We start from the raw sequence: 21,925 nt of genomic DNA on the forward strand, positions 1-21,925 counted from the left end.
ATTATCGTCAAAGATGCCTAAAAAAAATATAACCTATCTCACGTTTTTGACTGTTTACTCGCATAAATAACCGCTATACTGTGGGGGCAATTTTTTTTGAGGAGCCCCATTGAAAGCTGTAACGAGTAAGGAAACTCTCGATTATTTAACAAAAATCGCCAAACATTTTGATAATGTTGTCGAACTTATAAAGACAATACCAACGATGAATTTCGATGCTCTTATACAAATTGAAAAGAGTATTGAGGCCCTGCGCTTAGAAGCAAAGTATTGTAAGTCAGATGACCTTCCTGGAATCATGGATCAATTGAATACTCAACATGATCTCGCACGCAAATTTTCAAAGGCCCTTGAATTACCTGAAATATCATCACCCTTTTTTGGTCATATGCAAATTAATCAAAAAGGTAAATTGAAAGATATCTATATTGGACATAAGTCTTTCTTTCATAAGACGATTCCCTTTAAAATTTTGGATTGGAAACAAGCTCCAATGGCCAAGATGTATTATCAATTTGATGAAGGGGATGAATTTGATTTCGATGTCGAAAATCGAACAATTGAAGGAGAGATCGTTCAAAAATCTGTGATTACGATTGTCGATGGTAAACTTTATCGAATCGATCGAGACGGGGAGAGTTATCTTTTAAAAGACAAAAATTGGTGTACTTTACAGGCCAGTCAGATCGTACTTTCTGGTGGAGAGGGAAGTTCTTACCAGGACCTAAGCTTTGGAACAGGGATGACCGACTTTGATTCTCCCGATGTTATTTCACTGCTTGATAAAACTCAGTTTGAAATTGTTAATAAGGATGCAAAAAGTCCTCTTCTTATTATTGGTGGAGCAGGAAGTGGAAAGACCACAGTCTCTCTCTTTAGAATTGCTCGTTTGGTTGAGAAGAAGGCGTTCTATCCCAATGAAGCTGCCGTGCTCGTTCCTAATGAAGGTCTGATTCGTCTCTCTAAGTCTCTTCTTGATAAGATAGGACTCGAAAAAGTTAAAGTGAAAACGATTGAGGATCTTTTATCACAATTACTATTTCAAAATATAAAGAATTTAACTAAGAAAATTCATGACAATACTCTTTTATCTGTTTCTCTCATAAAGAGAAATCCACTTCTATTGCAAGCAATGAAGGAGTATGTGAAAAATGAGAATAAAAAACTTTCTGAAAAGATGCGCAAGTATGGAGTGGATGTGGACTTCAATAAGAAGCCAATGGACGCTCTAGATGATGCTAAGATTGCTGTTTTCGAACTGAATGATCCTATTGCTAAATTGAATGCTAAGAGTATTCTTGATAAGGCCTTTGATATCAAGAACTATTATTTCAACTTTTTAAGTTCAACTTTTCTCTATGAATATCTTCTCAAGAACTCTGAAGGAAAAATAACAAAAAGGATGATTGAAGAGCTTAAGGAGTACACTCAGAGACAACTTTCTAAACTTGATGAAGATAGAGAGTACTATGAAAGAGAAGTCGATGGGAAAACAAAAGATCGCAGCTATCTCGATAGAGAAGATGTGGCGCTCTTGTTAAAGTGTATCGACCTTAAAAGAGGTTCTCTAATAAATCAAAGAACAATGCGTCCTTTCAAGCATCTCTTTTTAGATGAAGCGCAAGAATTAAGTGCAGTTGAATTACAAGTTCTTTCTAAGATCATTACTGATAAGGGAACATTCACTGTGGCAGGTGATGCTGTTCAACAGATTGATCCGACTATGAGCTTTCAATCTTGGGAAAATGTTCTGACAAATCTTGGTATTGATGATCACTCAGGAATTACAAAGTTAAATGTCTCGTATCGCTCTCCGCGTGAAATTGTAGACTTTGCTCATACAGTGCTAGGGCCGCTTGCTCCAAGTGAGAAACCCCAATCTAATAAATCAGGTGCTCCAGTTATTAAAACGCAAGTACAACACCTTGGTCATGCGGCCATCGTTCTTTCAAAATCTCTTGATGATCTCATTAAACGAGAGTCGAGAGCTTCTGTGGCAATAATTTGTAACAAGAAAGAAACAGCGCGAGCTCTATATCAAGAGCTTGACTCTCTTTCTCAAGTTAGGCTTGTCGAGAATGCTGATTTTAGTTTTAAACCAGGTGTCGATATTACGACGGTAGATCAGATTAGAGGTTTAGAATTTGATTATGTGATTATACCAGATGCAGATAGAGAGAATTATCCAGAAGGCCCTAGGGCGAGAAAGAGACTGCATCTCGCTGCGACTAGGGCCATTTATCAACTTTGGGTTCTTCATCCTGCCCAAAGAACGACTCTTTTCTAGAAATCAGAGACTTCAGAATCGTCACTTTCTTCAAGTGGCGAAGACTCTTCAGACGAGTCGATATCCTCAGAAGAAAGAGTAAAGGCATCAGAAGTAGAGATTGAGCTCTCTTGTTCTTGCTCTTTTTTCTTTTTCTTTTTTTCCTCTTCTGTTTCTTCTTTTGCCGTTTCTGTAGTAACTTCTGTATTGATCGTAGGTTCACTATTGAAAGACGTATCAGCTAAAGTCTTTGTAACAAAATTACCTGAAATGACGATAAGAAAAGTAGCAATTAAAAATAGTTTTGTAGTCATGGGAAACTCCTTTGTTTCACCCATATTTTCTACGAAATTTAAATTAAAGATAAATCGTTTTATTTGCCTAATCAGTTAGGAAAAAGCTAAGTGGATTAACTATGGACTTCAACTTTCCCGAAGGAAAAATTCTCTCTAAGAAATACGAAATTGTTCAACGTTTAGGTGGTGGACTAGAGGGCGAGGTTTATCTCGTACGAGAATTGGGAACGGGTATTGAACGTGCTGCAAAGTTTTTCTATCCAAGCCATGATTGGAATAAAAGAAAGATACAGTCCTATGCTAAAAAGCTACACAAACTTAGTAGCTGTAACTCACTCATTAAGTACGTTTCTAAAGAGTCGATGATCTATAATGGACAAGAAGTAACTTATCTTCTTTCTGAATTTGTTGAAGGGTCTACCCTTTGCCAATACATGGATCTCTACTATAAGAAAGGTCTGCCTTTTTACCAAGCACTTCACATTCTCTATGCAGTGGTAAAAGCGGTAGAGGAAATTCACTTGAAAAAAGAAGTACATGGAGATGTGCACGAAGAGAATATCATCATTCAAAAGTCGGGGCTGAAGTATGAGATTAAGCTCATTGATGTTTTTCATCAGCGCAGAGGTGCCATCCAGGATGATGTTATTCATATGTGTCAGCTACTTTATTATCTTGTTGGTGGGAAAAAGAAATACGCCAAACAGCCATCTATTATCAAAGGAATTTGTTTGGGGCAAAAGCAAACTTTGATTCGAAAGAAGTTTAAAAACCCAACAATGTTGAGGATTTACCTCGAAAATACTCCCTGGGAAGAAGTCTAGAATCTTGTGTCAATTTATTGATCGGCCTATGGAAATCCTTCAAAGTCTCTTATTTTGAGACCCGTAATCGTATAAATTCAAAGAGATAAGTAATTTTGTAAAAGGATCGCTCATGTCTTTGAAGGCATCACTTCTCATTGCCACACTTGTTTTCTCTACTCAATATGCTTATGCAGGTAAACGTAGAAAGGCCACTGATTTTGGCAGAGAGGCGCAGAAGAAATCACTTAAAAGAAAAAAAGAGAAGAGAAAGAATCAGTGCTTTAATGCAGCGGAAGCCTTTCGCCACCAATACCGTATTGAGGAAGCTCTTTCTCATTTAGGAATTTCCTTAAAGCAAAAGTTAACAGAAGAGCAAAATAGTCTCGTTGATAGTGAAGTCTTTCAGGAGATTTTTAATTTAAAAACTGATGAAATAGGACATCTTCTCTTTGATCTAGCTGAACTTGGTTATGAAGCATCTAAACAAACGCAGACGAAGCTTGATCAAGCTGTCTATCTTGCTGTTGATAATTCAACGATTCATGATTTTAGTATTATTTTAAAAGGAGCTTCTCGCTTCTATAATGGCAATATTGAAGACTTTGTTAAAGAAATTATGGCGCAAAAGGCAGAGAGCTTTATTGCAGAGGCTTCATTTCTTTCGCTTCATTCAACAACTCGATCTCTTAAAAATATAAATATAGATATGACCAATAGCTTTATTCAGGGTCTGACAAAGCGATTAATTTATTTTATAGAATCGAGTTCTCAAGATAATATACTTCCTAACGTCTTTAGTTCACTTAATTATCTCGTTCTCGACCATGCCGAAAACAAAGGGGAAGCACTTAATAGCGTTCTTTTGGCCATTGTTGATCATTTAGAGATTAATAGTGAAGAAGAGCTTAATATGATGAGTATGATTGCAAGAAAGTACTTTCATATGGTTGATAAGAAGTTTGTTGAATATCTTTTAACTGCAAAAGATTTTGATCAACATCTCATTGCAAATGATCACATTGCTCGTAATATCGCAATTGCAATGCATGGAACGAGATCCTCTTATGAAGTAACAGATGCTCAGAAAGAAATATTTAAATCGAAATTTCGTGCCGATGAAAATCCTTCTGATAAATTAATTGAGTCTTATAACATTGCTCTAAATCTTATGGGCGCTAGCTCGGAACAAGAGGGCGGAGTTGGAAAACTTGCAAGTCTTTTAGAAGAACCTATTACTAATAAAAATAGATCACTCATTCTTTCTGAGATTACATCGGGAAGTGAAGAGGAAGTAGACTATGCTGTTCAAAAATTTTGGGGTGATGAAAGAAAAGATAAAGTCTATGCAAGAGCACTTGCTAAGATAGTAAAGAAAGATTTTTCTAAATCTCTCAGAGTTAATAATCTTGTTGGAAAGGGACTCCTCGTTAGTCGTTATGGAACTCTGAATCCTGAAGCGGCCAATCGCTTCTTTTTACGACTCAATGACTTTAAAGACGTAGTAACTCCTGAACAAATGCGAACAGTGGTTGAGATATTAAAGAAAATGCCTTCAACTTCAACAAATGTGCATAAACTTGATAATCTTGAAAACTTATCTCCTTACTTAGAAGTTATAAACAATGACACTCTCTCTTATATCCTTTCTGATTTAAAAGGGGATGGTCTACTGCCAGAGAAAAAGACGTTAGAAAAAATCGCCGCTGAAATAGAGAGAAGAGCTCCTGAGTTACAAGGACAGGAAATCTCAAAATTTGTTTTTAGTATCTCATCTTTCGATAAAGAACTGGGGACAAAATTAGCGAAAACTCTTCATCCTTATCTCATCGATGATTTGCAAGAAATTGAACTCTCTTACATTGTTCCTTATCTTCAGGCGATCAAAGATAAATGTCCTGAGTGTGTTGAGTCCGTATGGAATCGTGTTAATTGGGGTGAAGCTAATATTGATCACGAAGATATAAAAGTGATTCACTCGCTCTATTTAACGAAATCTTACATGCAAAATGTTTATGGTATCGAATTATCAAATAAAGGGCTGCCAAATATTGTTCGCAAAGATAAGAACTACTTTGAAAATCATTCTGATTTCAAAATTTCTAATTTTCAAAAGAACGTGGAAAGCTTTATTCGAAATGAGATTAGTTCCGCAGTTCTTCGTGAACACTTTGATCAGGACTTGTTGGGCCATATTGATATTTTTATTCCTGAGCACCACTTAGTTGTTGAAGTTGATGGACCAACTCACTATTTTATGAATAAGGCGGGAGAGTATATCCCAAGACCAATGGAGCAAATGAAAGAAGACCTTCTTAAAGCAAAAGGCTTAAAGGTCATTCATGTTCCATTTCATGAGTGGAATAATAAATTTAAAGGTCAATTAAGAACGTTATTGAAAGAGCTCAACTAGATTGAGCTCTGACTTTACGAGTCTCTCTTTTTGAGATTTAGTAAAAGTTTTAATTTCGTATTCTCTTTTTGAAGCCGAACTTCTATTTTCTGATTCTTCCACATAGACGATTTCTTTAGGTGTGTTTGAACGAAAAAAACGCGCACCTTTTTTTCCCGATTTATGCTCATTAAATCGCCTCAATACATCAGTTGTTATTCCTGTGTAGAGTTTATTTTTTGTCGTTCGAATCATGTATATGTACCACATAGAATTTAGGGTATAATTTAAATTATTATTAGGGAAGAGCTAATGGATGATCGATCTGAACATGAAGAGTTTAAGAAATCATGCCGTCTAAATCGCAGATGGCAGCTTTGGGTGAAAACAAAGACCTGTGCTCTTTGTGGAGAGGTTATTGAGGCCTATAAGGACTCTTCTGTTGATCATATTGTCCCCCTTTCTAAAGGAGGCAAGGATAATTGGTCTAATATTCAAATTACCCATCGTCATTGCAATCAGTTAAAGGATAATTTAAACCCTTTGACCTTCCGATTCTTGAACTTCCTAAATAAATATCTTTTTAAAATAAAACCTCGAAAAATTAACAAGTAGTGTGCAAGCTTGCGCAGACTTTGTTAGAATAAGCGAAACAATTTCGAGGTTATTCATGCTTAGTATTTCAAATGTCTCTAAGATTCTAGGGGGCGAGAGCCTTTATTCTTCTGTTAGTTTCCAGATCAACCCTGGAGAGAAAGTTGGTCTTGTTGGTCCAAATGGTGCCGGAAAAACAACTCTCTTTCGTATGATCATCGGTGAAGATCAACCCACAGAGGGGCAAATTAGCTTTCCTGATAAATTGAGATGGGCCTATTTTTCTCAAAAAGTAGGAGAAATGGCCGGTAAGACTGCTTTGCAAGAAGTTATGGAAGGGGATGCAAAAGTTAAAGAACTTCAAGTTCAACTTGATGAATTCCAAGAAATGATGAATGACTACGAAAAGTATTCGGACGATGAGATGAATGACATTCTCATGAGAATGGGTGATGTTCAAAGTGAGTTTGAAAAGCGTGGTGGATATGACCTGGAAAATAGAGCGGAAGAAATTCTAACAGGTCTCGGTATTCTTCCTGTTGATCACCAGAAAAAAGTTGAAGATTTCAGTGGTGGTTGGAAGATGAGAATTGCTTTAGCGAAAGTTCTTGTTATGCAGCCAGATCTCATTCTAATGGATGAGCCTACCAACTATCTCGATATGGAAACAATACTATGGCTTGAAGAGTGGTTGAAAGTTTATCCTGGAGCTATTTTCATGACGACCCACGATAGGGATTTCATGAATAATGTTTGTAAAAAAACGATTGAAATTGCTCATGGTAGAGCAACTGTTTACTCTGGAAACTATGATTACTATCTTCAAGAAAGAGAGCTTCGTCTGACTCAGTTAAAGGCGGAAGCACAAAGACAAAAAGATATGTTAGCTAAAGAAGAGGAATTTATCGCAAAGTTTAAAGCGAGGGCCTCTCATGCTGCCCAAGTTCAATCTCGTGTTAAGAAATTAGAGAAAATTGATCGTATTGAAGTTCCACCAGAGGAAGAGACGATTAGCTTTCAATTTCCTGTTCCGCCAAGAGGTGGGGATGATGTTATCGTTTTAAAAGATCTTTCTAAGTCTTGGGAAAATTCCAAAGGTGAACATGTTAATGTTTTTGAAAACCTAACAACACTTGTAAAGAGACAAGAAAAAGTAGCTATTGTCGGTGTCAATGGCGCTGGTAAGTCGACTTTATTAAAATGTATAAGTGGTCAAACGGAACCGACGAGCGGAGAAGTGAAAGTTGGACCAAGTATTAAATTAGGATACTTCAGCCAATACTCTCTTGAAGTTCTCGACCCTGAAAGTTCTGTCTTTGATGAGGTTCGTGCCGTTCTGTCACAAGCATCTGATGGTTATATTAGAAACTTGCTGGCTGCATTTCTCTTTAAAGGGGATGATGTTAAGAAGAAAGTTAAGTATCTTTCCGGTGGAGAGAAATCGAGACTTGTTATGGCCGTCCTTCTTTCTCAAAATAACAACCTTCTGATTCTAGATGAGCCGACAAACCACTTAGATATTAAATCGAGAGAGGTTCTATTGGATGCTCTTAAGCGCTATGAAGGAACAGTTCTCTTTGTAAGTCACGATAGACACTTTCTTCATGAACTTGCTGAAAAAGTTTATGAAGTAGACAAAGGGGGAGTTACAATTTTCCCTGGTGATTACAAATATTATCTCTCAAAAGTTCAGCTATAAAACTGCCGAAGGTTTAGAGATAAATTTAGAGAGTACCTGTGATAATTTTTGAATTTCTAATGGCTTTGGAAGAGCAAAATCAAACTCTTCTAAGGCCCCAATCTTTTTAATAAATCCACTTACAAGAATAACGGGAATACTGGATTCATTATTCTTGGCAAATTTTAAAAGATCGTGACCATTATAATTTGATCCTTCAAAATGAAAGTCAGTAACGATTGCTTGAATATCTTCAAATTCCATTTCCGACTCAATGAAGCTCTCAACACTTGGAAAGTCGATGACATCGTATCCTAAGCTGTTAATCAGATCAACATTAACACTTCTAAGCCCATCTTCGTCTTCGATGAGAACAATTGTTCCTCGTCCTTTTACAACATCTTTTGTGAACTTAATGAAACTCTCTTCCATTTTCTGATCAGCAATTGGTATGTGAATGATAAAAGTCGTTCCAACTCCAAGATTGGTTTGCACTTCGATCATTCCATCTTGCATAGAGAGAATCTTCTTACAACTGGCTAATCCTAGACCAGTACCATTGTCCTTTGTTGTGAAATAGGGGTTGAAAATATTAGGGAGAATATTTTCTGGAATTCCTCCTGCATAATCAGTCATCTTAATGCAGGCAAATTCTTGATTCTTTCTTGATTCAAGTTTTGTTTTAGAAATTTCAATTGTAAAGTTTGGCTCTTCAATTTTTGCTTGGTGAGCATTAATAATAATATTATTGATGAGTTGAAAAAACAGACCTTCATCAAAGAGAACTTTTGGAGAGCTATCGATGTAGTTGAGTTTAATTCTCATTCCAGAGCTCGTCGAAAGAAGGGGAAGATGCTCTTCAAAAAAGTGCTCAAGGTCCATGACCGAGAGAAATTTTTGTTCTTCCTTTGTGAAGGAAATAAATTTATTGGCAATATTTTTAGAACTATTAATCGCTGTGGACATTTTTTTGAATGTCTTTTCTAGGAAGTCCTTATTATCAATTCTTCTTTGGGATAGGACTAAGAGTCCCGAGAGGACAGAGAGAGAGTTGTTAAAGTCGTGTGCAATGCTACCGGCCAATTGAGCAACCAGATCGAGCTTCTCTTTCTTTATATTTTCTTCTTCAAGAAGAACTTGTTCTGTGATGTCTTTGAATGCTCCCAGTAGACCAATGACTTCACCTTTCGAGTTTTTCATTGGCATTTTATTGGTTTCTAGCCAGTGAACGAGGCCATCACTTTGAAGTTGTGTTTCACGAATCGCAATTTCGTTTTCACCTGATTCCATGACTTTTTTATCGTAGGCCTGAAAATGTTCGGCCATATCAACCCATGGAAGGTCGAAGTCACTAAGCCCAATAATTTCAGAAGGGCAATTCAGTCCTGCAACCATGGCGAAGTTTTTATTACAGCCGAGGTAGCGAGAGTTTTTATCTTTCCAAAAAATATAAAAGGGTAGGCAATCGAGAACTTCTTCGAGAAATCTTTCTTTATCAAGAAAAAATTGCGAGTCACTATTTTCAATCATACGTCATCCTTGAACAGGGAAATTGTAGCATTAATTTGTGGAAATGGTGGTGTTTTTGTTTTTGTGTGCTGCGTAGGGGGGGATTTTCCTTTTTTAGACATGCGTTAAGTGTCCGTATTTGGATTGGGAAAACTCAGATTTAACGGCATGCTTCTAGTAGCTTTGAGTGTTTTACGATAAAAACTCTTGAACATTGGGAATGGAGTTTAACACACATGAATGCAGAGTTTTTTAAGTACGCATTAACCGCACTTTTTGTCGCGGTGACTTTTTGGTTTTCATTTATTGGAATGAAGCGAACAAAAGGTCTCAAGTCTTTTTCAATTGGAAATAAAGACATGAGCCCACTCTTAGTCGGAATCACGATGGCCGCCTCAATCTCCTCAACGGCGACATTTGTTATTAATCCTGGCTTTGTTTATAACCACGGCTTTTCAGCATATCTTCACTATGGTGTAGGTGCTTCTCTTGGTATTTTGACGGCGTTTCTTCTTTTAACAAAAGGATTTCGCCGCCATGGAGATAAGACGGGCGCCCTGACTATTCCTGATTGGATTTTTCATCGCTATGGCTCTCGTAAGCTTTCCCTCTTTTTCGCTGGAATTAATCTTTTAAGCGTCACGTTTGTTGTCCTTATTTTAGTTGGATGTTCAATTTTAATGAGCTCTATTTTTCCTGTCTCGCAAAAGATGGCCTTAGTGATTTCTCTGGTTTTCGTCTTTAGTTATGTTTTAATGGGTGGAACATATGCTCATGCCTATACAAACAGCTTTCAGGGTTTAATGATGGTATTCATTAGCCTTTTTCTCTTTTTCCATGGCATTAAATATTTCGATGGTGGATTTTTTGAGAGTCTTCAAACGGTAGGTCCTAACTTTGCATTACCATTTAATACGGAAAGTAATTTGTATTACGATTTCTTCTCAGTCTTTGGATCAAGCTTTATCATAAGTTTTGCATTGATGTTACAGCCTCATATCTTTACAAAAATTCTTTATCTTAAAGATGATAAAGATATTACAAAATTTATCTCAACGACTATTATCGTTGGAGTTGTTTTTAGCTTAATGCTCTTTATTGGCTTCTATGCTAAGCTCTCTGGTCTTGCTGCTATTAAACAAGATGCTGTGGTTAGTGAATACATTATTAATGAATTCTCAGGAACTTCTTGGGGGAAGTATTTTCTTACCTTTGTCACTCTAGGTCTTCTTGCCGCAGGTCTTAGTACTTTAGATGGTATTCTTGTTGCCCTATCAAGTATGGTTGTTAATGATATTTACAGACCCCTTGCTGGTAATAAAATCACCAGTGAAAAACACGGTCTATGGCTATCTCGTCTTGTTCTCGTTGTGATTGGACTTGTGGCTTTTTCTCTTGCATGGTCTCCACCACAATTTGTTGGTCTCTTCGCGCAAAAGGGTGTCTATGCTCTTGCCGCTGCCAGTGTTGCACCCATTGTTTTTGGTGTCCTTCTCAAGAAGACACTGCCAATTTGGGTCGTCGCTACTTCAAGTTGTATTGGTTTTTTTGGTCATTTGTACTTAAACCTCTTTCATGGAATTTATAACCCTAGTGTTAGTAGTTCATATAGTATAATTGCCTCAATAATGTTTATGGCCTTTTGTCATTTCATGACTTTCGGACCAAAATTAGAGCAGGCACCTATTACACTAGAGGACTAGATTCATGATTAATAACGCTCATGAGCTTCAAGAGGTATTTTCAAGTCAAAGAGACTCATTTTTAAAAGAGCCTTTTCCTTCACTTGAGTTGAGAAGAGATCGTTTAAAACGATTAAAGAAGCTTATTCTTGAAAATAAAGAGGCCCTAACAAAGGCCATGAGCGAAGACTTTAACCATCGTAGTGAATATGATTCACTCTTTGGTGATATCTTACCTGTTATTAATAATATAAATTACTGTTTGAAGAACACAAAGAAGTGGATGAAAAAAGAGAGCCGTCATAGTGGTCTTTCAATTCTTCCATCACGTGTGCACGTTCATTATCAACCAAAAGGGATTATTGGAATTATTGTTCCTTGGAACTTTCCGTTAATGCTCTCTTTTGGCCCACTTTCTTTTGCCCTTGCTGCTGGAAATAGAGCGATGATTAAGATGTCTGAGCTTTCAACTTCTTTAACGCAGCTTTTAGAAGAAATTGTTCCAAAGTATTTTACAAGCGATGAGGTCATCTTCTTTGGTGGGGATGCTCCTATGGCCCAGGCCCTCACAAATCTCCCGCTTGATCACTTACTCTTTACTGGTTCAACTCAGGTCGGAAAGTATGTGATGAAGGCCTGTAGTGAGAACTTAACACCTGTTACACTTGAACTTGGTGGAAAGTCCCCCGTCATTGTCGACTCTAGCGTTGATATTGATTTTGCGGTATCAAGACTTTCTTATGGAAAGAGTTTAAATTGCGGACAAATTTGCGTTGCTCCTGACTATGTTCTCGTAAAAAAAGGACAGGCCTATCATTTTGCTAAGAGCTATCAAAAAAAGATAGAGCAAATGTATCGCGATAATCCGAGTGATTACACTTCAGTTATCAGCCCCTCTCATTTTGATAGAATTCGAAACTGGCTTGTACAAGCACAAAGAGACGGGGGAGAGGTTATTGAATGCTTAGAATCTCTAAACGATGAGAGAAATCGTAAAATGGGTCCTAAGCTCATTTTAAATCCTTCACTTGAATCAAAAGTTATGACGGATGAGATTTTTGGTCCGCTATTACCTATCATTGAATATGAATCAGTAGATGAGGCCATTCAATTTGTTCAAAATAGACCAAGACCACTAGCTTGCTACCTCATTTCAAACGATGGCAAAGTTAAGGAAAGAGTTTTAAAAGAGATTCATTCCGGGGGGGTTGCCATTAATGATACAGTTATGCACGTGGCAGCTGATGATGCTCCTTTTGGAGGAATTGGTCCTTCGGGCATGGGTCATTATCATGGAAGAGAAGGGTTTCTAACTTTTTCTCACGCTAAGACTGTTCTTAAGGCAAATCGTTTTTTTACTTCAACATTATTACTACATCCTCCCTATGGAAGTTGGATTCAAAGAATTATTGCGAAATTCTTTTTAAGGTAAATGAATGAATCCTTTTTCTATGCTCTCAGATGAAGAGCTTATGGCGAAGTATAAATTAGGTGAAAGTGAGGCTTTTGATGTTCTCTATTCTCGTTTTCATCAAAAAGTTTATGCCTACCTTGGAAAGAGGCTTGCTAGTCAAAATGCCGTTGATGAAGTCTTTCAAAATGTCTTTTTAAAATTTCATAAGCAAAGAAATAATTACAATTCAGACTATGCTGTTTCTAAGTGGGTTTTTACTATTGCCAGAAGTGAACTCTACGACTTCTGTAAAAAGAAAAAAGTAGAGGTGATAGAATTCGATGAAAATAATCATGGTGAACAACAAGATACGAAAGAAGAATTAGACTTAAGTTCATTAAGTTCCAGAGAGCGTGAGGCCATCGAAGGTCGTTACTTTAAAGATTTAGAATACGAAGAGATTGCAAAGGATCTCAATATTGCTCCAGCAAATGCAAGAAAAGTAATCTCTCGCGCTATGACAAAGCTTCGAAAGAAGTTTCTCACTAAAGATTAAACGAAGAAGGCTAGGCCTTCTCCGTTTTATGAATATAAATAATTGCGATTAATGAACTAAGAGATAGCCCTAAAAGAGTAAAGGCCAGTGGCTTTCCTTTTAATAAGAGTGCACCGATTCCAAAGTTAAGACCAAAGAAAGCACATAGAGAAAGCAGCCACATCATAAGACTTTTTTTCATGAATTCGCCCTTTGGTAAATTGAACTTTTCTGTGATCTTATTCCAACCCGCTGATCCTGGTCTTACTTTTAAAACGAAATCTTTTAGTACTTGATCATCTGTTGCGCTCGTTAGAAATGTTACTGTTACCCAGACAACAGTTGAGAAGGCAACTGTGATGAGAAGCTTGTCTGTGTAGATCATGTCGTTTGCATAAATCTTTAACACTGTAGCGCAAAGACCTGAGGCTATCATTCCTGAAAACTCTGTCCAAGCATTAGCTCTCCACCAGAACCAACGAATAATCCATGTGAGTCCAGCACCACTTGCAAATGTTAAGAGAAATTTCCAAGTCGAAGCGACACTGTCGATATTCTTTGAAATAGCATAAGAGACAATCATAAGTAATAGCATAACGATGCGAGAAGCAAAGACATAGTGCTTTGGTGTCTGATCTTTAACCATGAATCTCTTGTAAATATCGTTGACGATATAGGAAGCCCCAAGATTGAGGTGAGTGTCGATAGTAGACATGAATGCACCAATCAAGCAAACGACAACAAGTCCAAAAAGGCCGTGAGGCAACACTTCTCCCATCATTCTTGGATAGGCCATTTCAGGGTCTCCTGATTCTCCTAAAAGAATAATGGCACAAAGGCTTGTGATTATCCAAGGCCAGATTTGAAAGCAATAGGTAAGAGATGTATAGAGAGCACTTCCTTTGAAGGCATGTTCTTCATCTTTTGCTGAAAGCATTCTTTGAATGTGCTTTCCTCCACCATCGGCATATTTATGGGCCCACCATTGAACAAGAATATAGACGAGAAACACACTAAAGGGCATGAGTGTCGAATTATCAAAGTCTGGAAAGAAATTTAAAAGGTCTGCTTTTTCTTTTCCCATTGAGCTTAGTGATGTTGTCAATTGATCGAGACCTCCAACTTTCGCAACTGAAAGGTAGGCCAAGATAACCGAACCAATAAGGGCTATGAAGTATTGAAAAAGGTCTGTCATGACGACGCCATAGAAGCCACTTGAAATAGAGTAGATGAAAACAACGCTAACGCTCACGATCATCGCCATTTCAACATTGAGGTCGGTGACGGCCGTAAGAACTTTATTGAGTGAGAGAAAAACCCAGCCAATGATAAAGGCATTGAAGATAACTCCAAAGTAGAGTCCTTTAAAAAGTCTTAGGTATTCAGCGGCCTTACCACTATAGCGCTGTTCAATGACTTCAGCATCAGTGAGAACCCCTGTTCTTCTCCATAGTCTTGAAAAGAAAAATGTGACAAACAGTGCAGAGATAGCTGATGCCCACATGAACCAGACGCCACTGATTCCTTCTTTTTGCACAAATTTACTGACAGCAAGGGGAGTATCAATACTAAAATTTGTCGCGGCCATAGAGATTCCGACAAGCCACCAAGGCATTGTCCTTCCACCAAGAAAGAAGCTATCGACAGAGTCTGATGCCTTCTTTGTTAGGGCCATTCCTGCGATGAAGACTAACAAGATGTAGACGCCAATAATGACGTAATCAATCGTAATGAGTGTTCTCATTAAAAATTTCTCCTCTCAATTTTCAAGAACCTTTGTCATCTCAGAGATTAAAATTATTGTCTTTAATTATCGGCCCATGTGATCATATTTACTCATCTTTTTTCACCGATTGGTGTAAAATATGATAGAATTAATTCTCCAAGGGAGCATCGTTTTGGGTCGATCAAAATCTTATATTCGTGAAGAAGCACTAGAGAAAATTATGTTCCTTTTTTGGCAGGAAGGCTTTAGCGCTATGAGCTTGAATAAAATTCAAGATGAGACAGGACTCAACAAAAAAAGTCTTTATAACGAATTCGGTTCCAAAGAAGAGCTCTATTTCTTGTGTCTTGAGTACTACTTAGCAAGACAATACGAATTGTTTAATGAAGTTCTTCTTAAAAAGCCTCTTGGTATGAATAACATAGAGGAGTTCTTTAATGACTTCCATCTAGAAGATGATCACCGTGGATGTTTTGCTATAAAGACGATTGTTGATTCGGGTAGTGTTCCTAAGAAAGCTCTCGAATTAGCTATGGAGTCTCAGTTAAATTTGGAAAAAAATATGACTCTCAATTTAATCGAATCTCTAGATGAAGTTGAAGCTCAGAAAAAAGCATTTTTACTTGTGACTCTTTACAACGGCTTGATGGTTCAAGCTCAATCCAATTCTAATACAGATAAAATAAAAAATCTGCGTCCTTTAATCGAAAGTATCTTAAAGTTATAACCTCCTTAAAAATCTACATTCTCAATAGATTTTGAAAGAGCTTTGAACATTCTTCCTGATTGCTATGAGATGATTAGAGTAGGGAGGAGAGTATGAAAGCTTATCTCGTGGGCCTTTCTCTTTTGTATTCCACATTATCGATGGCCAACTCCTACAAGGAGGAGAGGATGAATATGGTTGATCGCTATATCAAGGCCCAGGGAATAAATAATGAGAGAGTTCTTGAGGCGATGGAGCGAATACCAAGACACGAATTTATCCCTAAGCAGTATCGAGAGTATGCCTACGATAATACGCCTCTTCCCATAGGTCTTGGACAGACGATTTCTCAGCCCTATATTGTCGCTTATATGACTGAGGCCTTAGAGATTAAAGAGAGCGATCGCGTTCTTGAGATAGGCACAGGTTCAGGTTATCAAGCCGCTATTTTAGGAGTTCTTGCTAAAGAGGTCTACAGTGTTGAACTCTTATCTGATCTGGCCCAAAGAGCAAATGATAAATTACAAAGTATTGGTATTCGAAATATCAGTATTCGTATTGGAAACGGCTATAACGGCTGGAGTGAGAAGGCTCCTTTTAATAAAATCATAGTTACAGCTGCACCAAAAGAAATTCCTATTAAACTGATTGAACAATTGGCCAAAGGAGGAATGATGATTCTTCCAGTTGGTGAGATTGAACAAGTACTTTTTCTTATTATTAAAAATAGAGATGGAACGATTAGTAAAAAGGAATTACTACCCGTTCGTTTTGTTCCCATGATTGAACCACTAATTCAATAGGAGGGTCTATGAGCCTACCAATTAAAGTTCAAACTTATTTAAATGAACATAATTACCATTATAAACATATGTCTCATGAACCGACAGAAACGGCACTGGAGACGGCCGCTAGTGTACACTGTCCGCAAAGAAGAATGGCCAAAGTTCTTGCTTGTCGAATTGATGGGGAGAAAGGACTTCTCGTTCTTCCTGCAAATGAGCGATTTCATGCAGAGTCTTTTAAAGATTCTACAGGAACACGACATATTGAATTGATGAGTGAGAGTGAAATGGAGATGACTTTCGATGATTGTGAAGTCGGAGCGATTCCTCCCTTTTCAGAGCTTTATAATGCAACGATTTTTCTTTCTAACCATTTTGAAAAGGATGGCGATATCTATTTCAATGCAGGAACACATCGAGATCTTGTTCGTATTCCTTATTTGGAATTAGTTAAAAATGAACGTCCAATGATTAGCTTTTTCTCCGTTCCAATCAAGGAATGGGAAACTTATAAAGACGATTATATACACAATTTCTCTTAACGCTCAAAAGGCAAAAGGTTTGCATAAATAGGTGTCGATATATGGAGAGTTTTTTATAAACTCTTCATCTCGACATTTATAAGAAAGATAGAGTTGGAGCCCTGTTAGGGTCATGGCCCCTCTCATGTAGTAGTGGAAGTGATAGCGGCTAAATTTATTTCCGTAAGAATTGAGATAATCAGTTTTAGAGTATCTCTCATTGAACCTTTGTCTTTTTACAAATTCTCTATAATTAGGTGCAATGGGCTCGAAGTAACTTAAAAAAACGGACTTCAGATTCTCTTCTTTCATATTCTCAAAAAGCTCTCGGCTCATTTCATCCCACAAATCTTCAGGAATAGAACGCAAGTATTTCCATTCAGCGGCCATCGCTCCTTGTTCTTGAAAATAACTTACCTCTAAATCATTGTTATATCTTTCTAGATGATTGAGTGCTCTTTTTGGTTTTTTAAGTAAGGCATCTTGAAAAGCTTCATGCTGAATAACGTGAAATACTTCATGAAAGAGAATAACGTAGACCAGAGGTGAATCTAGAATCTCTTTACTGAAATAGAGGACAATTTGGTGCTCTCCATCTTCTGATGTTAAAAAGGCCGTTGCTCTATTTTCCTTTTTAGAAAGTTTTTCATAAACTCCAGGGGGAAGATCATATTTAGATAAATCTCCATCTGTGGCAACAAAGTGAATATGATTAAGGGCTTCTTTAACTTGTAAAGAAACTTGTTGAGAATAAGGTTTAAGTTCTAGCTCAAGCAGGTGATTAAAAATTGACCTAAGCTTTTCCTTAGAGTTGAGAGTACTGTCGATCATTTCTTTGACTTTAGTGAACTCTTTGTTTCTTTGAGATCTCGAATTAATTTGCTTTTGAATATTTATAAATTCTTTTTTGAATTTTGCGTATTCCATTTCATTTAAATAGAACTTGGGATTGAAGGTGTCTGAAATAAACTTGAAACAATCGCTTGCTAGTGAAGAAGGACTTCTTTCTTGTTGAAGCTGAGTACAAGAATTGAATATAAGAGTAAGAAGAAGAGATCCAATGAATAGTAGGTGACTTCTTTTGTCGGGCAATCTCAAGTTTATTCCTTTTACGAGCTATTAGGAGTGTTATTTCAGCTAGCTAATCGGAATATAGCAGAGAAAATTTAGGCCCAAAAGGGCCTAAAGCTTATAGAATCCACTTAATCATGAACTTTGGATTATTTTCAACTTGTCCACCACTTGAAACTGGAGTCCCGTACTTTCTATTCCAGTATTGATACTCCATACCAGAATAAAATGAATTGGATTTTCCAAAGAAGTGACCAATATCGAGGAGAATTTGTTGAGCAGTGTGAAAGTGAGATTCCACAAGTGTGCTATCTGATTTTGTTCCTTCTTTTCCGTGAACGATATCGATATAAGCACCCCAAGTCATTCTTATCTTTTCATGAAAATCAAATTGCTTCTTATAAGCAATGGTTGTTTGAAATGTAGATCCCGTTCTTGTTGGATCATTTCTAACATAGAAATTTATTTGAAAAAATTGGAAACCAGCAAAATTTAAATCAACTCCAAGACCGTAGAGTTGCTTAACCGCTCTTGATGTATCGAATTCAAGAGTATTGGAAATGAGGACATCTTGAACGAGACGATCTCTATTGTAGAAACCAAATATTTTTCCAAGAGAAAATCGAGGAGACCATTCTCCGTAGAGAGAGGGTGCTTTTTGTTTTGAGTCAAAGTCGGCATTAGTTCCTTCAAACCAAAAAAAGTTATCTCCATAACTCCAGCCACTCGCGTGTTCAAATGTTAATTCCGTTTGATTATTATCTGAGCCAAATTGCTCAGAGAAGTTACTTCCCTTTAAATAGCTAATTGAAGTTGTTGACCAGTCTGCTGCAAGAGTTGAACAGCTAAAGAATGTTACTAAGATTAAAATCCATTTTTTCATTATCCCTCCCAAGAATATATATTTATGATAGCGACATTCTTTATGAGAGACAATAAAAGAAAGGAGTGAGAAGAAATCTCACTCCATTTTTATTCAGATACTTTTAAATCGATAAATTCAAATTTAGTGACATCAATGAGACCTTGGTCTGTGATTTTGAGTGTCGGTATAACTGGAAGAGCAAGGAAGGCCATTTGGATAAATGGTTCATCAAGCTCAACACCTTGTGCTTTACAAGCTTTTTTTAGTGAGACAAGTCCTTCAGTGATTTCTTCAGCACTTTGTAAGCTGAGAAGACCTGCAATTGGAAGTGCTAAATTGGCCTTGAGTTCTTTATTTTGACTCACGCAAAATCCGCCACCTTGTTCAATCAATTGATTGATAGCAAGGGCCATATCCTCATCGTTCTCACCAATACAAATGATATTATGAGAATCATGAGCAACACTAGAACAAATTGCTCCTGATTTCAGACCACTTCCTTTGACAAGACCAATTGTGATAGGTGAATTCTTTCCATATCTCTCAACGACAACAATCTTTTTAACATCATCTTTTAAAAGGTCATTTGTGTATTCAAGCTTAAGGTGGTTTGTGATGATTTCATCTTTAACAATTTCCATCACATTATATTTCGATCCAATTTCAAATTCATAGTGAAGCTCTTTTGCTTGAACGGCAGAGCGTTTCATTGTGTTTTCAATTGGAGGCTTTGAAAAATCTAGCTTAGAAGAAAGCTCTCCTTGAAGGTTCATCTCGCTAACAAGTTTTCCACTTTTTAATACATCATCGATTTCAACATTTTTTAAATCTTTCAGAAGAACGATATCGGCAACTTTCCCAGGAGCGATTAGTCCTAGTCTCTTTAGTCCAAAGTGCTTGGCAGCAGAAAAAGATGAGAGTCTATAGGCCACATGTGGTTCTACACCAAGTTCATTTATCATCTTCTTAATAAGATAATTAATGTGTCCTTCATTAAAAATTTCATATGGATTTCTATCGTCAGTACAAAGAAGGCATTGTGATGAATTGAAATCTGTTACAAGTGGAGCAAGTGTTTTTAAGTTCTTCGCAACAGAACCTTCTCTAATAATGAGACTCATTCCTTTTTGTAACTTTTCTTTTCCTTCATCTGCCGTAACGGTTTCATGACAGTTTTGAATTCCTGCAGCGATGTAGGCATTAAGTTCTTTTCCTCTTAAAAGAGGGCAATGACCATCGAGATTCAACTCATCAAAGGCCTCTAATTTATCGAGAACATCATCATTAGCATAAATGACTCCTGGAAAATTCATCATTTCAGCGAGACCAAGTGTATTTGGATGTTTTTTGTATTCATCCATATTCTCTAAATTAAATTCTCCACCATTTGTTTCAAAGCCAGGAAGGGCTGGAACACAAGAGCTAACTTGAACAAAGAGATTTTGCTTCATTTGTTCACTACATCTTAAAAACCAACTAAATCCTTTGTCTCCCATGACATTTGTAATTTCATGGGGATCGCAAATAGCCGTTGTGGTTCCTAGGGGAAGAGTTAATCTTTCAAATTCAAAAGGATGCATAAGAGATGATTCAATATGAAGATGGCCATCAATAAAACCTGGAACGGCTATTTGTCCCTTGGCATCAATTGTCCTCTTTGTTCTTTGATCATCGTACTCTTTTCCTGTCCCTGCGATATGATTTCCTTTGATCGCAATAGAGGAATCAATTAATTCACCGTTAACGAGATCAAGAATTTTAACATTTGTAATCAGAAGATCGAGTTCTCCCTCTCCACGCGCAGCACTTAAAAGTTCTTTCATCTCTTCGCGTGTAAGTTGTTGTGTATTCTTAGTACCTAAATTCCCTTTAGACATATTTCTTTCCTATAATAAATATTTGTTCATTTCTCCAATCATAGCCCATTTATCGAAGGGTTCGCAATTATCTGCATCCAATTTGTATAAAGGGGTAAAAAACGATAGGGTGAGGGGGAGAGAAGACTATGAAACACTTAAAATTACAAGATATCGAAGATTATGAAGCCATTAGTGAGCTTTCTCTTTCTAATGCGCAAAAAAGAGAACTCCTAAAAAATGAAGCCCTTTTCTCCTTTCAAGAGATGACCTATGCAAACCAACTGAAGGTTTCTACGATTATCGATAATCTATTTGATTTTAATGTTCAATCGATCGAGCAAGAAATGCTAACAGAAGCTAAAGAGAAATTTCCAAGTGGAAATCAGCGATCTTGGGGGCGTTCTATGCACGATGATCATCAAACCTACGTCGGATTGAGTCCGTCAATTCTTCAAACACCGTATTGTGAACTACAAGAAATTGTCAATGAACTAGAAATTGAAAAAAATGAAACAGTCATTGATTTAGGGGCCGCGTATGGCCGTATGGGAATTGTCTGTGAGCAAGTTTGTGAGACGATTGAATTTATAGGTTATGAGTATTGCAATGAACGAGTTGAAGATGGCAATAATGTCTATGAAGATCTCAATCTAGAAAATAAGTCCTTAGAGCAACAAGATATCGTCAGCGAGAGTTTTGATCTTCCTGTTGCGGATTATTACTTTGTTTATGAGTTTGGCCATTTAAAAGAAATTGAAAAACTTTTTGAAAAGCTTAGAGAAAAATCTAATGAAGAACAATTCAAAGTTGTTGTCCGTGGAGAAGGGGCCAAGAGTATCGTTTTCCATAAGCACCCTTGGTTAACCGTTTTTGACTATAAAGAAGTTGGAAATTGTCTAATCTTCTCAACTTTCATGGAAGACTTATAAGAGATCATCGAGATTTAAATTTAAATTTGATTCATTCTTACATTTAGGACACCAAGTTCCTTTTTGACTTTTTTTTCCTAAGACCTCGAGTGCCGTCGCTTTCCATTTGTGCCCATTTTTACACTTCCATAAGTAGGACGTTGTCGTGCTGACATACTCTTTTGAAAGACATTGACCTCCATGGCTTAGAGCGTATTCTTGAAGATCTTCTAAAGTAAAAGTGCGCGACATGAGTAATTCCTTGGTCTATCGAGGTAGACTTTAAATTAACTTAATTTTCTATCCTTGAACAATTCTTTTCTCTCATCGTGATAA

Annotated in this window: 20 protein-coding genes; 12 read left to right on the forward strand and 8 right to left on the reverse strand. The window is 37.0% G+C overall.

Features of this window, described 5'->3' with window-relative positions; all coding sequences use genetic code 11:
• The first annotated feature begins 109 nt into the window (after positions 1–109).
• Complete coding sequence (locus HBN50_RS01830) at positions 110–2,287, forward strand: UvrD-helicase domain-containing protein (RefSeq protein ID WP_273867441.1); 2,178 nt, start codon at positions 110–112, stop codon at positions 2,285–2,287.
• Here the strand turns inward: HBN50_RS01830 and HBN50_RS01835 are convergent.
• Positions 2,284–2,580, reverse strand: coding sequence for a hypothetical protein (locus tag HBN50_RS01835; protein WP_273867443.1), 297 nt, complete (start codon positions 2,578–2,580; stop codon positions 2,284–2,286). The genes HBN50_RS01830 and HBN50_RS01835 overlap by 4 nt on opposite strands.
• Positions 2,581–2,681: 101 nt before the next feature.
• Between HBN50_RS01835 and HBN50_RS01840 the strand changes: the two genes are divergently transcribed.
• Together HBN50_RS01840 and HBN50_RS01845 are read left to right on the forward strand one after the other, a co-directional pair.
• Positions 2,682–3,386, forward strand: coding sequence for a protein kinase domain-containing protein (locus HBN50_RS01840; protein ID WP_273867444.1), 705 nt, complete (start codon positions 2,682–2,684; stop codon positions 3,384–3,386).
• A gap of 112 nt (positions 3,387–3,498) precedes the next feature.
• Positions 3,499–5,778: an RAP domain-containing protein gene (locus HBN50_RS01845; RefSeq protein WP_273867446.1), complete on the forward strand. Its 2,280-nt coding sequence runs from the start codon at positions 3,499–3,501 to the stop codon at positions 5,776–5,778.
• On the opposite strand, the gene HBN50_RS01850 is transcribed toward HBN50_RS01845, so the two are convergent.
• Positions 5,758–6,027, reverse strand: a complete 270-nt coding sequence (locus HBN50_RS01850) for a GIY-YIG nuclease family protein (RefSeq protein ID WP_273867447.1) — start codon at positions 6,025–6,027, stop codon at positions 5,758–5,760. The genes HBN50_RS01845 and HBN50_RS01850 overlap by 21 nt on opposite strands.
• A gap of 42 nt (positions 6,028–6,069) precedes the next feature.
• On the opposite strand from HBN50_RS01850, the gene HBN50_RS17575 reads away from it, so the two are divergent.
• Positions 6,070–6,372, forward strand: coding sequence for an HNH endonuclease (locus tag HBN50_RS17575; protein ID WP_443135157.1), 303 nt, complete (start codon positions 6,070–6,072; stop codon positions 6,370–6,372).
• A 55-nt stretch (positions 6,373–6,427) separates the two neighbouring features.
• Complete coding sequence (locus HBN50_RS01855) at positions 6,428–8,050, forward strand: ABC-F family ATP-binding cassette domain-containing protein (RefSeq protein WP_273867448.1); 1,623 nt, start codon at positions 6,428–6,430, stop codon at positions 8,048–8,050.
• Here the strand turns inward: HBN50_RS01855 and HBN50_RS01860 are convergent.
• Positions 8,045–9,559, reverse strand: coding sequence for an ATP-binding protein (locus tag HBN50_RS01860; protein WP_273867449.1), 1,515 nt, complete (start codon positions 9,557–9,559; stop codon positions 8,045–8,047). The two genes, HBN50_RS01855 and HBN50_RS01860, sit on opposite strands and share 6 nt — an antisense overlap.
• Before the next feature lie 215 nt (positions 9,560–9,774).
• Between HBN50_RS01860 and HBN50_RS01865 the strand changes: the two genes are divergently transcribed.
• The 3 genes from HBN50_RS01865 to HBN50_RS01875 are packed head-to-tail and all read left to right on the forward strand — an operon-like array spanning position 9,775 to position 13,169.
• Positions 9,775–11,241 (forward strand): sodium:solute symporter family transporter, encoded by a 1,467-nt coding sequence (locus HBN50_RS01865; RefSeq protein WP_273867451.1) that lies wholly within the window; start codon positions 9,775–9,777, stop codon positions 11,239–11,241.
• A gap of 4 nt (positions 11,242–11,245) precedes the next feature.
• A complete protein-coding gene (locus tag HBN50_RS01870) occupies positions 11,246–12,652 on the forward strand; it encodes a coniferyl aldehyde dehydrogenase (protein ID WP_273867452.1) in 1,407 nt (468 codons plus the stop codon).
• 4 nt (positions 12,653–12,656) lie between these two features.
• On the forward strand, positions 12,657–13,169 hold the full coding sequence (locus HBN50_RS01875) for an RNA polymerase sigma factor (protein ID WP_273867454.1): 513 nt from the start codon (positions 12,657–12,659) through the stop codon (positions 13,167–13,169).
• Between the two features lie 10 nt (positions 13,170–13,179).
• Here the strand turns inward: HBN50_RS01875 and HBN50_RS01880 are convergent, their stop codons facing one another.
• On the reverse strand, positions 13,180–14,892 hold the full coding sequence (locus HBN50_RS01880; RefSeq protein WP_273867456.1) for a sodium:solute symporter family protein: 1,713 nt from the start codon (positions 14,890–14,892) through the stop codon (positions 13,180–13,182).
• Between the two features lie 121 nt (positions 14,893–15,013).
• On the opposite strand from HBN50_RS01880, the gene HBN50_RS01885 reads away from it, so the two are divergent.
• The 3 genes from HBN50_RS01885 (at position 15,014) to HBN50_RS01895 (ending at position 16,907) form a co-directional block, all read left to right on the forward strand.
• Entirely contained in the window at positions 15,014–15,601 is a 588-nt protein-coding gene (locus HBN50_RS01885) for a TetR/AcrR family transcriptional regulator (protein ID WP_273867458.1), read from the forward strand.
• Between the two features lie 140 nt (positions 15,602–15,741).
• Positions 15,742–16,383, forward strand: coding sequence for a protein-L-isoaspartate(D-aspartate) O-methyltransferase (locus HBN50_RS01890; RefSeq protein ID WP_273868339.1), 642 nt, complete (start codon positions 15,742–15,744; stop codon positions 16,381–16,383).
• A gap of 8 nt (positions 16,384–16,391) precedes the next feature.
• Positions 16,392–16,907 (forward strand): aminoacyl-tRNA deacylase, encoded by a 516-nt coding sequence (locus tag HBN50_RS01895; protein ID WP_273867460.1) that lies wholly within the window; start codon positions 16,392–16,394, stop codon positions 16,905–16,907.
• A 3-nt stretch (positions 16,908–16,910) separates the two neighbouring features.
• Here HBN50_RS01895 and HBN50_RS01900 read toward each other — a convergent pair whose 3' ends face one another.
• From HBN50_RS01900 to adeD, 3 genes are all read right to left on the reverse strand, one after another.
• The gene (locus tag HBN50_RS01900) at positions 16,911–17,813 is read right to left on the reverse strand and encodes a hypothetical protein (protein WP_273867463.1); all 903 of its coding nucleotides are present in this window, start codon (positions 17,811–17,813) and stop codon (positions 16,911–16,913) included.
• A 262-nt stretch (positions 17,814–18,075) separates the two neighbouring features.
• A complete protein-coding gene (locus tag HBN50_RS01905) occupies positions 18,076–18,840 on the reverse strand; it encodes a hypothetical protein (RefSeq protein WP_273867464.1) in 765 nt (254 codons plus the stop codon).
• Positions 18,841–18,929: 89 nt separating this feature from the next.
• Positions 18,930–20,699 carry an adenine deaminase gene (gene adeD, locus HBN50_RS01910; protein WP_273867465.1) on the reverse strand — a complete coding sequence of 590 codons (1,770 nt, stop codon included), beginning with the start codon at positions 20,697–20,699 and terminating at the stop codon, positions 18,930–18,932.
• A gap of 128 nt (positions 20,700–20,827) precedes the next feature.
• Here adeD and HBN50_RS01915 point away from each other — a divergent pair, with 128 nt between their 5' ends.
• On the forward strand, positions 20,828–21,610 hold the full coding sequence (locus HBN50_RS01915) for a methyltransferase domain-containing protein (protein ID WP_273867466.1): 783 nt from the start codon (positions 20,828–20,830) through the stop codon (positions 21,608–21,610).
• Here the strand turns inward: HBN50_RS01915 and HBN50_RS01920 are convergent.
• Positions 21,605–21,841: a zinc-ribbon domain-containing protein gene (locus HBN50_RS01920; RefSeq protein ID WP_273867468.1), complete on the reverse strand. Its 237-nt coding sequence runs from the start codon at positions 21,839–21,841 to the stop codon at positions 21,605–21,607. The two genes, HBN50_RS01915 and HBN50_RS01920, sit on opposite strands and share 6 nt — an antisense overlap.
• Positions 21,842–21,925 lie beyond the last annotated feature (84 nt).

Source organism: Halobacteriovorax sp. GB3 (assembly GCF_028649655.1).
In the GTDB taxonomy this organism is placed as follows: Bacteria; Bdellovibrionota; Bacteriovoracia; order Bacteriovoracales; family Bacteriovoracaceae; genus BSW11-IV.